The sequence below is a fragment of the Streptomyces sp. 1222.5 genome (assembly GCF_900105245.1).
GTDB classification, from domain to species: domain Bacteria; phylum Actinomycetota; class Actinomycetes; order Streptomycetales; family Streptomycetaceae; genus Streptomyces; species Streptomyces albidocamelliae.
The window spans coordinates 4356967-4370990 of record NZ_FNSZ01000001.1 but is presented as its reverse complement, the minus strand read 5'-3'; the positions used below and the strand labels follow the sequence as shown (position 1 = coordinate 4370990).

The 14024-nt window shown below is 72.7% G+C and carries 9 protein-coding genes; 2 read left to right on the top strand and 7 right to left on the bottom strand.

Translation table 11 applies throughout. The annotated features are described in order from the left end of the window. Positions 1–94: 94 nt before the first annotated feature. On the top strand, positions 95–1858 hold the full coding sequence (aspS, locus tag BLW57_RS19565) for an aspartate--tRNA ligase (RefSeq protein ID WP_093476163.1): 1764 nt from the start codon (positions 95–97) through the stop codon (positions 1856–1858). Positions 1859–1940: 82 nt separating this feature from the next. Here aspS and BLW57_RS19560 read toward each other — a convergent pair whose 3' ends face one another. Together BLW57_RS19560 and BLW57_RS19555 are read right to left on the bottom strand one after the other, a co-directional pair. After that, positions 1941–5060 carry an FG-GAP repeat domain-containing protein gene (locus BLW57_RS19560; RefSeq protein ID WP_093476161.1) on the bottom strand — a complete coding sequence of 1040 codons (3120 nt, stop codon included), beginning with the start codon at positions 5058–5060 and terminating at the stop codon, positions 1941–1943. A 113-nt stretch (positions 5061–5173) separates the two neighbouring features. Further along, entirely contained in the window at positions 5174–5869 is a 696-nt protein-coding gene (locus tag BLW57_RS19555) for a nucleotidyl transferase AbiEii/AbiGii toxin family protein (RefSeq protein WP_093476160.1), read from the bottom strand. A 189-nt stretch (positions 5870–6058) separates the two neighbouring features. On the opposite strand from BLW57_RS19555, the gene BLW57_RS19550 reads away from it, so the two are divergent. Then, a complete protein-coding gene (locus tag BLW57_RS19550; RefSeq protein WP_093476158.1) occupies positions 6059–6406 on the top strand; it encodes a DoxX family protein in 348 nt (115 codons plus the stop codon). 75 nt (positions 6407–6481) lie between these two features. Here the strand turns inward: BLW57_RS19550 and metG are convergent, their stop codons facing one another. The 5 genes from metG to BLW57_RS19525 all read right to left on the bottom strand — a co-directional run bounded on the left by metG (position 6482) and on the right by BLW57_RS19525 (position 13988). Beyond that, positions 6482–8197: a methionine--tRNA ligase gene (metG, locus tag BLW57_RS19545; RefSeq protein WP_093476157.1), complete on the bottom strand. Its 1716-nt coding sequence runs from the start codon at positions 8195–8197 to the stop codon at positions 6482–6484. A 130-nt stretch (positions 8198–8327) separates the two neighbouring features. Then, positions 8328–10172, bottom strand: coding sequence for a VWA domain-containing protein (locus tag BLW57_RS19540; RefSeq protein WP_093476155.1), 1845 nt, complete (start codon positions 10170–10172; stop codon positions 8328–8330). A 71-nt stretch (positions 10173–10243) separates the two neighbouring features. Next, on the bottom strand, positions 10244–12187 hold the full coding sequence (locus BLW57_RS19535; protein WP_093476153.1) for an FUSC family protein: 1944 nt from the start codon (positions 12185–12187) through the stop codon (positions 10244–10246). A gap of 45 nt (positions 12188–12232) precedes the next feature. Next, positions 12233–13189: an endonuclease/exonuclease/phosphatase family protein gene (locus tag BLW57_RS19530; RefSeq protein ID WP_093476152.1), complete on the bottom strand. Its 957-nt coding sequence runs from the start codon at positions 13187–13189 to the stop codon at positions 12233–12235. Positions 13190–13205: 16 nt separating this feature from the next. Then, complete coding sequence (locus BLW57_RS19525; RefSeq protein WP_093476150.1) at positions 13206–13988, bottom strand: alpha/beta fold hydrolase; 783 nt, start codon at positions 13986–13988, stop codon at positions 13206–13208. Between the last annotated feature and the right edge of the window lie 36 nt (positions 13989–14024).

Here is a 14024-nt window from a genome sequence, read left to right as displayed (position 1 = left end):
CCGGTACCCTTGATGGGTCCGGGCCCCGTGCCCGTTCCCGCCGGTCCGCGAGGCCGGCAGGAGAGAACCCCACCACGAAGGACGATGAACGACGATGCATCGGTACAGGTCCCACACCTGCGGCCAGCTCCGCGCCTCTGACGTCGGTACCGACGTCCGGCTGAGTGGCTGGCTGCACAATCGGCGCGACCTGGGCGGCATCCTCTTCATCGATCTGCGCGACCACTACGGCATCACCCAGCTGGTCGCCCGCCCCGGCACCCCGGCGTACGAGGCCCTGGACAAGATGTCCAAGGAGTCCACGGTCCGCGTCGACGGCCAGGTTGTTTCACGTGGAACCGAGAACGTGAACTCCGACCTGCCCACGGGTGAGATCGAGGTCGAGGTCGCCGAGGTCGAGCTGCTCGGCGCGGCCGCCCCGCTGCCCTTCACGATCAACGCCGAGGACGGGGTCAACGAGGAGCGGCGCCTGGAGTACCGCTTCCTGGACCTGCGCCGCGAGCGCATGCACCGCAACATCATGCTGCGCACGGCCGTGATCTCCGCGATCCGCCACAAGATGGTCGCCATGGGCTTCAACGAGATGGCGACGCCGATCCTGTCCGCCACCTCGCCCGAGGGCGCCCGCGACTACGTGGTCCCCTCCCGTGTGCACCCGGGCAAGTTCTACGCGCTGCCGCAGGCCCCGCAGCAGTTCAAGCAGCTGCTGATGATCTCCGGCTTCGACCGCTACTTCCAGATCGCGCCCTGCTTCCGCGACGAGGACGCCCGCGCCGACCGCTCGCCGGGCGAGTTCTACCAGCTCGACGTGGAGATGTCCTTCGTCGAGCAGGAGGACGTCTTCCAGCCCATCGAGAAGCTCATGACGGAGCTCTTCGAGGAGTTCGGCGGCGGCCGCCACGTCACCTCTCCCTTCCCGCGCATCCCGTTCCGCGAGGCGATGGCGAAGTACGGCTCCGACAAGCCGGACCTGCGCGCCAAGCTGGAGCTGGTGGACATCACCGATGTCTTCGAGGGCTCGGAGTTCAAGGCGTTCGCGGGCAAGCACGTGCGCGCCCTGCCGGTGCCGGACGTCTCCGCGCAGCCCCGCAAGTTCTTCGACCAGCTCGGTGAGTTCGCCGTCGAGCAGGGCGCCAAGGGCCTGGCCTGGGTGCGTGTGGCCGAGGACGGCACGCTCTCCGGCCCGATCGCGAAGTTCCTCACCGAGGCGAACGTCGCCGAGCTGACCAAGCGCCTCTCCCTGGCCCCCGGCCACGCCGTCTTCTTCGGCGCGGGCGAGTACGACGAGGTCTCCAAGATCATGGGTGCCGTCCGGGTGGAGGCCGCCAAGCGCGCCGGCCACTTCGAGGAGGGCGTCTTCCGCTTCTGCTGGATCGTCGACTTCCCCATGTACGAGAAGGACGAGGAGACCGGCGGGATCGACTTCTCCCACAACCCGTTCTCGATGCCGCAGGGCGGCCTGGAGGCCCTGGAGACCCAGGACCCGCTGGACATCCTCGGCTGGCAGTACGACATCGTCTGCAACGGTGTCGAGCTGTCCTCCGGCGCGATCCGGAACCACGAGCCGGACATCATGCTGAAGGCCTTCGAGATCGCGGGCTACGACCGCGAGACCGTCGAGGAGAAGTTCGCGGGCATGCTCCGCGCCTTCCGCTTCGGCGCCCCGCCGCACGGCGGCATCGCCCCGGGCGTGGACCGCATCGTCATGCTCCTCGCGGACGAGCCCAACATCCGCGAGACGATCTCCTTCCCGCTCAACGGCAACGCCCAGGACCTGATGATGGGTGCCCCCACCGAGCTGGACGAGGCCCGCCTGCGCGAGCTGCACCTGAGCATCCGCAAGCCGCAGCCGAAGTAGGCGGCGGGCCGGCGGACGGCGAGCAGAACGGGAAGGGCCCGGAACCGGGATCGGTTCCGGGCCCTTCCCGTCGCATCCGGGCTCAGGACAGGGACTTGTAGCCGCCCCAGCCCGTCGCGATCTTCGTGCGGGCGCCGAAGGAGCCCTTGCCGTCGCCGTTGTTGCGGTACAGGTTCCCGCCGGTGTCGCGGGAGACCAGGTCCGCCCTCCCGTCGTCGGTGATGTCGCCGACGCCGACGACCGCGTCGTACGAGCCGCCCCAGGCGGTGAACAGCTTCACGCGTGCCGCGAAGGTGCCGTTGCCCCTGCCGTCGTACCGGTAGAGGGTGTTCGCCTTGTCCTGGGCGAGGAGGTCGCCGATGCCGTCGCCGTTCAGGTCGCCGGCGCCGATGACCTTCTTGTAGCCCTTCCAGTCGTCGTACAGCTTCACGCGGGCCGCGAGCTTGCCGGTGCTCGTGCCCTTGTGGAGGTAGACGGTGCCGGTGGAGGCGGTGCGGGTGACCAGGTCCGGGCGCCCGTCGCCGCTCACGTCACCGGGTGAGGTCAGCAGGTCGTACTGGGTCCAGCCGCTGCTCGCGAGGGTGGTGTACGACGTCTTCGGGGTGACCGCCTTGCCGCAGCCCGGCTTGTACAGGCGCAGGGCGCCGCTGCTCAGCCGGACGAGGACGTCGTTGCAGCGGTCGCCGCTGAGGTCGCCGAAGGGGACCGCCCGGACGCTCGTGGCCCATCCGCTGCCGCTGATCTTGCTGCTGAACTTCCCGGTGCCGGTGCCGAACTGGAAGGTGAGGCCGCCCGAGGAGTTCAGGGTGAGCAGATCGCCCCGGCCGTCCGGACCGTCCAGGCTGCCGAAGTCGTGGCGCACGGCCGACCCGCTGCCGAGGAAGCCCGTGCCCGAGGCGGCCGTCGCCGGTCCGCTCGTGCCGATTCCGGTCGCCTTGAGGGACCAGGTGTACGCGCCGTTCGGGAACGGGGTGCCGTCCGCCGCCTTGCCGTTCCAGCTCACCGACACCTGGGCCCGGGTCGCCCCGCCGGTGAAGGTGCGGGTGGCCTTGCCGGCCGGGCCGCTCTGCACCGAGGTGAACGTCAGGGACCAGGACGTGACCGGGCGGGACAGCAGCACCTGCGTCCAGTACGGCGTCGAACCCGGCTGCACGTAGCTGTCCGTCTCGGTCTCGAAGGACGTCACGGCCGACGGCGCGACGCCGGTGGTGGCGAGGTGCGTCCGCTCGTACGGGTCGGTCCAGGCGACCAGGCCCGTGTACTCGTCCACGGTCCACTTGAAGCGGCGGTCCGCGGCGAGACCGGTGTCGGCGACCTCGCCGGCGAGCACCCGGACGGCGCCGGTGGCCGCGTCCGTCAGCACCAGGGTGCCGGCGTCGTGGTCGTGGCGGACCGTGAAGCCGTCGCCGAGCAGCACGTCACCGCCGGTCACGGCGCGAGAGGTGGCGGCCCTGGTGTCGTACACACCGGCGGAGCCGTCGCCGCACGCCCAGTACACCCAGCGGCCCGCCGCCTGCAGCTCGCTCGGCACACAGCCGAGACCGGGCACGGTGACCGTGGCCAGGGCGCGGTTCCCGGTCAGGCTGTACGAGGAGAGCTTGCCGGTGGTGGCGGCGCTCCACAGGGTCGAGCCGTTCAGCGCGGCGGCGCGCACCGACCGCTTCAGCTGCTGCCCCTGCCCGAACTCGCCGACGTACTGCGCCGGGGAGGCGCCGCCGGAGTTGTAGACCGCGTAGTTGTCGGAGACGTCGACGATCGTGCCGCCCTCGGTGCGGAACTCCAGGGTGCTGTCGGACGAGCCGTCGTTCATCGCGACCAGCCGGTCCGCGTCGCCGAGCCCGGTGCCGCCGTCGTCGCCATCGTAGAACGTGGTGAGGAAGACGTCGCGCGGCCCGTCGCCGGTGTTGCCCCAGAGCGCCGAGCAGTCGGCGCCCGCGTACGGGCAGACCGGAGCGATCCGGTCCCCGGCCTGCGGCGCGGAGGCGGTCAGCTGCGTACCGCCGTTCGTGGCGACCGTGCGCAGCGAGGTGGTGTCCATGGTGCTCTTCGGGTCGTCCTCGGCGATGCGCAGACCGCCCCGGCTGAGCGCGAGACCCGTCTTGGCGTTCTCCACGGCCGGGACCTGCGTCAGCTTCTCCAGGGCGACCGTGCCGTCGGCGGCCTGGGCGGCCCGCCGGACCCACCAGTCGCCGGCCTCGGTGCCGCCGGTGACGAGGGCGGAGCCGCCGGAGGCGCGGACCAGGTACTTGCCCGCCTCGGCCAGCAGGGTCTGCGAGGTGCCGTCGCGCAGGGAGACGGCGGTCAGTTCACTGGTGCCGGTGCCGGTGTGCCGCGGCAGCAGCAGCCGGTCGCCGACGAGGACCGGGGCACCGTCGAGCACGGCACCGGGCGACGGCAGGTCGATCACCTGCTCGTCCGCGCCCGGGTCGGTGCGCGGCTTGAGGTGCAGGTCGCCGGAGCCGGGCTCGTACCAGCCGAACCGGTCGTCGCCCAGCACGGTGACCGGACGGGAGCCCGAACCGGAGAACGCCTTGGTGGCGACGGCCGTGTCGAGATCGAGGTAGTACAGGTCCGTGGCGACCCGGAACAGCACGCCGTGCGCGTCCGCCGCGGTGATCATGCCCGAGGTGACCCGTGTGCCGGCCGGGGTGACGGCCCGGGACCGCCAGGCGCCGTCCACGCGGTCGTACAGAGCCTTCTCGGTGATCACGGTCCGCCCGGCGAGCCCCCGGTAGGGCTGGTCGGAGGTGAACTCCGACGTGGTCCGGGTCGCCGGGTCCCACAGGGCCACGGACCCGGCCGACGGCAGGGCGACCAGGTCGCCGTCGGTGCCGTACCAGGCCGTCGGGCAGAGGGTCGAGCCCAGGGTCGCGCAGCTGCCGCCGGGCGCGGGTGTGTACACGCCGTCGGCGGTGCGGACGGTCACGGTGGTGCCGTCGGTGTAGTCCGTCCACAGGAACCCGGAGATTCCGCTCTGCCGGTGCAGGAAGCCGCTCGGCCCGGCGACCAGTGGCTGGTCGCTGCGCGGCTGCGTGGAGGCGGGGTCGGTCAGCGTGATCTCGGTGGTGCCGGCCGCCGGGGCGGCCGGATCGGCCGAGGCGCCGCTCTCCGGAAGAACGGCGACGGATACGGCCGCCACGGCGACCGCGAACGAGGAGACGGCCGCGGCTATGCCGCGCCGTCTCGGGGCGTGTCTGCCCACGTGCGATTCCCTCCCCGCGAGGGCCCCCGCCCTCGCCAAGTGAGCGGACTTTACCAGTCCTTTGCAGCTCTTGGTCCAGCAGGGGAGCCCGGGAGGGACGCGGGTGCGGGCTCTCAGTCGTCGGTGCCGGGCTCGGGCTCCTCGTCCGGACTGGCACCGTCCTCCAGCAGCCGCTCGGCGATGTCGTCCGACCAGTGCTGGGCCCAGGCACGCAGGTCCGCGATGTCCGGTTCCGCCAGGCCGTACCGCAGGAACTCCCGGTCCGCGTAGAAGTCCGTACCGGTCAGCCGGGACTGCAGGGTGGGCAGGTCGAAGGGGTCGTGGGCGTGCCGACGGCCCAGTTCCTCCAGGCCGGGCAGGGAGAAGCGGGCGGCGGCGGCACGGGCGTCGATGAGGTCGACGGCGGCGCCCCGGTCGTACAGCGCGCGGATCTTCGTGCCCACGGCGTCCTCGACGGAGAGGGCCGGGCCGTAGCCGGTGAGCTCCGGCGGCTGCCAGAAGGCCTCCTTGTGCAGCGCGAGGGCACAGGGTTCGCCGGTGGGCGGGTCGGTGACGGTCAGCTGGGCGGTGCGCACGCCCGCCGGACCGGGACGCACCTGCCGGCCCCTGGCCTCCAGCGCCGCGCCGACGGCACCGGCGATCCGGTCCAGGGCCTCGGAGCTCTCCGTGGCGAAGTCGAGGTTGGCGTGCGGGCGATGCAGCAGACCGTGCGCCTGGAGGGCGTGGCCACCGGCGAGCACCAGCCCGTAGGGGCCGCCCGCCGTGACGACGTCCGCGAGGAGCCGACGATGAGGTTCGGAGAGGTTCACGGCATGCGTACTCTGCCAGACGCGGCGCGGCGCGCGAGGTCATCCCGCCCGGTGTCCGCCCGGTGTCGCGCGTGCCGGACCGCGCAGGAGGGCCGCGGAAAAAAATCTCCGCTCGCTGTCACACCGGGCCCGCCGGCGGTGTCAGAGGGGTGTTCGCACATCGGAACCCCACCCCCGCAGGAGCCTCTCATGCATGTCGCCGCCGTCGTCGTGACCCTGGTAGCCGCCCTCATGGCGGGTTTCTCCGGGACCGTGCTGCTGATGCGGGCCCAGTGGATCGTGAAGGCGCTCGAGGACTACCGGGTGCCGAAGTCGTGGTGGACCTGGCTGGGGCTGGCCAAGGCCGCCGGCGCCGTGGGGCTGGTGGCCGGGCTGTTCGTCCCGGTCGTCGGAGTCCTGGCCGGGATCTGCCTGGTGGCCTACTTCGCCGGGGCGGCGATCACCGTGGCGCGGGCGCGGTGGTACGCGCACATCCCGTTCCCGCTCGTCTACGCCGCACCGGTGGTCGGGGCGCTCGTGCTCGGGCACGCGGCCTGAACGGGCCGGCCGCGGAACGCGCGTGCTCGCCGCGCCGGCGTCGGCCGGCGGGCGAGCACGTCACGTCGTCGGGGGTCAGCCTTCCTCGCCGCCGAAGCGCTCCTTGTACGTCGCCAGGTCCTCCTCGGTGAGCTTGGCGAACAGCACCGGCGGGACCGTGAACGGGGTGCCGGCCGGGACCGCGGCCAGGGACTTCGCCTCGTCGGCGCTGACCCAGGTCGCGGTGTCGTCCGTCAGCGCGAAGGCGCCGCGCATCGCCGCCGAGGTGGCCGGGATGAACGGCTCGGAGACCACCGCGTAGAGATGGATCAGGTTCATGGCGGTGCGCAGGGTGAGGGCCGCGCCGTCCTTGTCGGTCTTGATCTCCAGCCAGGGGGCCTTCTCCTCCAGGTAGGAGTTGCCGGCCGACCACAGGGCACGCAGGGCGGCGGCGGCCTTGCGGAACTGGAGGGACTCCATGTGCGACTCGTACTCGGCGAGGAGCTTCGCGATCTCCTCACCCAGCTTCGCCTCCGCCTCGCCCGGTGCGCCGCCCGCCGGGACGTCGTCGCCGAAGCGCTTGCGGGAGAAGGACAGCACCCGGTTGACGAAGTTGCCGAGGGTGTCGGCCAGGTCCTTGTTCACCGTGGCGGTGAAGTGCTCCCAGGTGAAGGACGAGTCGTCCGACTCCGGGGCGTTGGCGATCAGGAAGTACCGCCAGTAGTCCGCGGGCAGGATGTCCAGGGCCTGGTCGGTGAAGACGCCCCGCTTCTGCGAGGTGGAGAACTTGCCGCCGTAGTACGTCAGCCAGTTGAAGGCCTTGACGTAGTCGACCTTCTTCCACGGCTCGCGCACGCCCAGCTCGGTGGCCGGGAACATCACGGTGTGGAAGGGGACGTTGTCCTTGGCCATGAACTCCGTGTAGCGGACGTCGGTGTCGACGTCGTACCACCACGACTTCCAGTCGCGGTTCTCCGGGTCCTGGTCCGCCCACTCCTTCGTCGCGCCGATGTACTCGATCGGGGCGTCGAACCAGACGTAGAAGACCTTGCCCTCGGCCGCCAGCTCCGGCCAGGTGTCCGCGGGGACCGGTACGCCCCAGTCCAGGTCACGGGTGATCGCCCGGTCGTGCAGGCCCTCGTTCAGCCACTTGCGGGCGATGGAGGAGGCGAGCTGCGGCCAGTCGTCCTCGTGCCGGGCCACCCACTCCTCGACCTCGTGCTGCAGCTTCGACTGGAGCAGGAAGAGGTGCTTGGTCTCGCGGACCTCCAGGTCCGTGGAGCCGGAGATCGCCGAGCGCGGGTTGATCAGGTCGGTCGGGTCCAGGACGCGGGTGCAGTTCTCGCACTGGTCGCCACGGGCCTTGTCGTAGCCGCAGTGCGGGCAGGTGCCCTCGACGTAGCGGTCCGGCAGGAAGCGGCCGTCGGCCGGGCTGTACACCTGGCGGATCGCCCGCTCCTCGATGAAGCCGTTCTCGTTGAGGCGGCGGGCGAAGTGCTGGGTGATGTCCCGGTTCTCCGCGGAGGAGCTGCGGCCGAAGTAGTCGAAGGCCAGCGCGAAGCCGTCGTAGACCGCCTTCTGCGCGTCGTGCGCCTGGGCGCAGAACTCGTCCACCGGCAGGCCCCGCTCCTTGGCGGCCAGCTCGGCCGGGGTGCCGTGCTCGTCGGTGGCGCAGATGTACAGCACGTCGTGGCCGCGCTGGCGCAGATAGCGGGAGTACACGTCCGCCGGGAGCATGGACCCCACCATGTTGCCCAGGTGCTTGATCCCGTTGATGTACGGAAGGGCGCTGGTGATGAGGTGTCGAGCCATCGCGGGCTGCTCCCAGGTCGGGTTGTTTTACGAACCTTGAAATGGTAGCCGAGACGGGTGGGCCGCCCGCTTCCCGTTTTGCAGGGTGGGAAGGGGCGGCCCGGTGACCGTCAGCCGGTGCGGCCGTGCGTCACGGACGCCAGTCGGCGAGTACGCCCTCGTAGAGCTCCCCGTCGGTGAGCTCGCGGGGGGTGGGGCCGGCGTGGAAGAAGGACGTGTTGCCGGTCTTCAGCCTGCGGAGGTAGTCGAAGGCCTTGTTGTCGTGCTCACCGAAGGCGACGAAGGAGAAGAACACGGTGGGGTGCTTCTCCGCGGCCTCGGTGAGGGACTGGGTGGCCGGGGTCTTGGCGTCCGGGGCGCCGTCGGTCTGGAACACGACGAGGGCGGGGGTGCCGGGGGTCTCGTTCTTCTCGTAGTGGGTGAGTACGGCCTCGACGGCGGCGTGGTAGCTGGTACGGCCCATGCGGCCGAGGCCGGCGTGGGTGTCGTCGATCTTCGTCTCGTGCCCGGGGGTGAGGGTGAGGTCGGTGGTGCCGTCCACCTCCGTGGAGAAGAAGACGACGTGGACCGTGGACGCGGGGTCCAGGTGGGCGGCGAGGGCGAGGGTCTGGTCGGCGAGGGCCTGGGCCGAGCCGTCCTTGTAGTACGGGCGCATGCTCGCCGAGCGGTCCAGCACGAGGTAGAGCTTCGCTCGGGTGCCGGTGAGGTCGGTCTTCTTGAGGGTGGTGGTGGCGGCCTTGTAGGCGGTGGCCAGGGCGGGGGCGGTGGACCTGACCTTGGCGAGGGGGGTGGCGGTCACCTGCGGTGCGGGAGCTGATGCCGGTGCCGGGGTCGCCTCGGCTTCGCCTTCGGCGTCCGTGTTCCCACCCGCACCACCCGTGCGGCTCTCGTCGTCGGCCGCGGGTGCCTCCTGTGGGGCGATCTCGCCGTCGGCGGCCGCCGGCTCCGCGACCTCGACCTCGGGCTCCGCCTCGGCGGCGGGCTTCGGCTTCGCCTTCGGCTTCGCCTTCGGCTCGGCTACCGCCTTGGCCTCGGCAGCTTCCTCGACCGTGGGCTTCGCCTCCGCCGGGGTGGCCGCCTGCGCCGTGGCCGCGGGCTTCGCCTTGACCGTGCGCTTCGCCTTGGTCTCGGGCTTGCTCTTCGGTTCGGCTGCCGCCTCGGCCTCGGCAGCTTCCGCAGCCTCCGCCTTTGCCTCTGTCGCAGCCTCTGCTTCCGCCGTCGGCTCGGTCGCGGCCTCGACCTCGGTCTCGGCTGCCGCCGGGGTGGCCGCCGTCGGCTCCGCCGCGGCCTCGGCCTTGGTCTCAGGCTCTTCGTCGCTCGGAGCCGTTTCCTCAGCCGCAGCGGCGAGCTCCGCCTCGACCTTCGCCTCGGCCTCGGCCGGGGCCTCCGTCTCGGGCTCGGCCGTGGCCTCTGCCTCGGGCTCCGCCTCGGTCGGCGCCGCGGCCGACGTCTCGGTGTCGGGCTTCGCCTCGGGCTCCGCCTTGGTCTCCGCCTCGGTCGGCGCCGCGGCCGACGTCTCGGTGTCGGGCTTCGCCTCGGGCTCCGCCTTGGTCTCCGCCTCGGTCGGCGCCGCGGCCGACGTCTCTGCCTCGGGCTTCGCCTCGGCGGGCGTCGTGGCTTCCGCCTTCGGATCGGGCTGCGGGTTCTCCGGGTGGGGCGGGGCTTGGTCCGTGGGGTCGGCGGGGCGGGGGACCCGGACGTTGTTGAAGGCCGCTGCCACCAGGTCGTGCTGCGTGGCGTCGGCCGCCTGGCGGGGCTCGGGGATCTCGGGGGTCTCCGAGGGGGCCGCGGCGGGCCCGGGGGTCGGTGCCGGGGCCGTCGCCTCGGCCTCGGGTGCGGCGGACTCGGTGTGCTCCGCGGCCGGGCTCTCCGTGGCCGGGGGCTGCGTGGGAAGTCGCTCCGCACCCTCCGCCTCGGTGGCTCGTGCCTTGCGTGAGCGGCCGAATGCGTTCCGCAGGAGAGTGAGAATGCCCATGTTCGCAACCCTTCGCGTGAGTTGAACCGTCGATCGCTGGCCAGGACGGACACGTAAGGTTAGCGAAGCGCTCAGTGGGGGGACGCGATCGACCGTGCCGCCGCGATTTCCTGCCGCAGAGGCTCCAGGACACTGCCGGCGGGGCCGGTGAGATCCGTGCGGACGGCGACCAGTGTCTCCGCGTTCCGAACGCCCTTCGAAAGCTCCCGCAGTTGCAGGGTGACCTGGGCGATCTCGGTCGTGGACGGCGCCGCGGCCCCGTGCCGGACGCGGACGCGGGCCGCCGTCGTCGCGTCCACGATCCGTTCGACGGCGACGACCAGGGGCCACCACGCGGCGGCGCGCCGCCCGGTCGGCGGGGGCTCGGTCAGGGCCCGCTGGAACTCGGTGCGGACGACGGACAGGTCACGGTAGAGGCGGCGGCGCATCCGGGCCCGGGCGGCCGGCTCGGTGTCCGTGCCGAACGCCCCCTCCACGTAGGCCGCCGTGTCCGCGACCGCGTCCGCGAGTCGGTCGCCGACGCGGGTGTGCCAGCTCTCCGGCCACAGGAGGTAGCCGGCGACGAGCGCGATGGCGCAGCCGAGGAGCGAGTCGGCGAGCCTAGGGAGCAGCAGGGCCGTCCCCTGGTGGTTGAGGATGTCGGAGAGCAGCAGGATCGCCGGGGTGATGGCGGCCGTCTGGTAGCCGTAACCGCGCGGGGTCAGCGCCGGGATCAGCGGCGCCAGGACGAGCATGACCGCGACGTCCCCCCAGCCCTCGGGCACCGCCGCCAGGACGACCGCCGCGACGACCAGGCCGGCCACCGTGCCGACGGCGCGCAGCAGGGCGCGGGAGAAGACCGAGCCGAAGTCCGGCTTGAGGACGAAGGTGATGGTGAGGGCGACCCAGTAGGAGCGGGCGACGGGGACCAGGGAGACGAGGGACTGCGCGATGCCGATGCACAGCGCGAGGCGCAGGCCGTAGCGCCAGGAGTTCGCCGACAGGACGACGTTGCGGGCGGCGCGGGCCGCGCGGATGCCTAGGGCAGCGGGGCGGCCGAGGCGGTCGTCGATGCCGCGGGGGTCGACGTCGGGCACGGCCACGACGTCGGCCGCGTGGCGCAGGGCGTGGTCCACCGCCCGACCGGTCTCGGTGGTCGGGACCGGGAGGGCGAGGGCTGTCGGGCCGGTGTGGCCCGTCTCGACGGCGTGGGCCAGGTGGTGCAGCGCCCGCGCGGTCTCCGGCGGGAGGGGCCGGCCCGCCAGGTGGGCCGCGGGAGCCGCCTCGATCACCGGGGTGATCGCGTTCAACTGGGCCAGCATCCGGGTCAGTTCGGGGCTGCGGCCGTGATGGCGGGCGCGCCGGGCCAGGATCAGGTCGTAGGACTGGTTGAGGGACTGGGTGACGGCGCGGCGGGCCTCGTCGTACTCCTCGGTGCGGTCCGTGCCGGAGGCGGCGAGGAGGGCCGCCGTCGTGCGGTAGGTGTCGGCGACCGCCGCCCGTTCGGGCACGCCCGAGCGCAATGGCCAGGCCAGCAGGGCGAGCAGCAGGACCAGGAGGCCGCCGCCGGTCATCAGGACCGGGGCCAGCCACCAGGGGGAGGGCAGCGGGAGGCCGGCGCCCACCACGCAGTTCAGCAGGAGCAGCAGGCCGGAGACCGAGGCGACCGCGCCGATCGTCGAGATCATGCCGGACACCAGGGCGACCGCGGTGACGACGGCCACCGCGTACCAGCCGTGCCCGTACACCAGCGTGCCCAGGGTGACGCCCACCGCGCCGAAGAGCTGCGGTACGGCGATGTTGAGGATGCGCATGCGGTAGGCGTCGGCGGTGTCGCCGATCACGCCGGACAGGGCGCCCATGGAGGCGAGGGCGCCGTACTCCGGGCGGCCGGCGGCGAGGCCGGCCGCCAGGGGGAGGGCCATGGCGAGTGCGGCGCGGGCGACGGCGGCGCGGTTGACGGGGGCCTGCTGGGGTTGGAGGTTCCGGACCAGCCAGTCGGGAGGGGTGAGGCCGATCGGGAACTCTCGGGACATGCGCACATTATGGCGACCGCGTCCCGGTGGGCGGGGCGCCGCGGCTCATCGGCCCTGGTGGAGCGTGAGATCGACGACGAGGGCGCGGTGGTCGGTGCCGGTGACGCGCAGGAAGCGGGCGCCGGTCGCGGCGAAGTCCCGGGAGACCAGGACGTGGTCGATCTGGGCGCCGATGACGGAGGCGGTGCGCGAGGGCCAGCTGGGTGTGCGGTCGTGGCCGTCGAGGCGGGCCGCGTCGCCCAGGCCGGTGTCCAGGATGCGGCGGAAGGCCGCGTGGTCCTGGGAGGCGTTGAAGTCGCCGGCGAGGACGGTGGGGATGTCCTTGCCGGTGGCCGCGAAGGCGCGGAGCCCGCCGAGTTCGCCGCGCCACCGGCCGAGCTGCCGCGGCAGCGGGGGCATGGGGTGGGCGAGCTGGAGGCGTACGGCGTGACCGCGCACGTCGGCGACGGCGCCGGGCATGCCCATGGTGCCCTCGACGCCGGCGGCCGGGGTGAGCGGGAAGCGGCTGAGGATCAGCGAGCCGTGGGAGCCGGCCGCGCGCACCGCCCGCCGGTGCGGGTAGGTGTCCGCGAATGCGGCCTCCAGCGTGGCCTGGCACCGGTACGCGCACTCCTGCACGAACACCACGTCCGGCCGCCGGTCGCGGATGACCGGGACGAGCGCGGGGGTGCCGCGCCCGAACTCGACGTTCGAGGTGAGCACGCGGAACGCGGCGAGGGGCGGTCCGGCGGGTTCGGCGGTGCGGCCGTACGGCTCCAGGTACCAGGCGAACAGGCCGAGGACGGCGATCCCCCAGACCAGGCCCGTCCACCAGCGCGCGAGCAGCGCGCAGAGCAGGGCGAAGCCGGTGGGCAGCAGCAGCCAGGGCAGGAAGGCGAGGAGCTGGGGCACGGGCGTGACGCCGTCCGTGTCGGCCACGCGGCAGCCGACGACCGCGCTCACGCCGGCCAGCAGCAGTCCGGCGCACCAGGCGCCGGGCCTGCGTCCGGGGCGTCGGGTCACGACGGTGAGCCTACGATCACCCGTCCAGGCGCGCCAGGAAGTCCCCGAGGACCCGGTTGAACTCCTCGGGCCGCTCCAGATTGGGCAGGTGGGCGGCGCCCTCGACGACGTGCAGGACGGAGTCGGGCAGGGCGGCGTGCATGGCCTCGGCGTCGGAGACGGGGGTGTAGGTGTCGTCGGCGCCGACCACGACCAGCGCGGGCACGCGCACCCCGGTCAGCAGGTCCCGGTAGTCCGGGCGTGCGGCGCGGCCGCGCAGGGCGGCCGCCGCACCCTCGGGCGGGGTGGCCGCCATCATGCGGTGCACATGGGCCTTGACGTCGGGGTGCGCGTAGGGCGCGACCATCTTCTCCAGGACCTCGTCGGCGTAGCCGCGCATGCCTTCGGCCAGCAGCCGCTCGGCCGTCGCCGCGCGGTTCCGCCTGCCCTCGGGGGTCTCCGCGTCGGGGAAGGTGTCGGCGAGGACCAGGCCGCGGATCCGGTCGCCGAAGCGGGCGTGGCACTCCATGGCGATCTGGCCGCCCATGGACAGCCCGGCGAGGACGAAGGTGTCCACGCGCAGCAGGTCCAGGAGGTCGGCGAGGTCCTGGGCGTGGCGGGAGAGCGGGACCGTGCCGGGGGTCACCGGGGAGGCGCCGTAGCCGCGCAGGTCGGGGGCGATCACCCGGCGGCCGGTGGCGAACTCCGCGAGTTGCGGGTGCCACATCGTGCGGTCGAAGGGGTGGCCGTGGACGAGGACGAGGGGTACCCGGTTCGTCACGCCGGGGTCTTTGTCCTCGTACGCGAGGAAGGGAGGCATGTGATCGACCCTAGGTGCCTCAACTGCTCGGTGCAA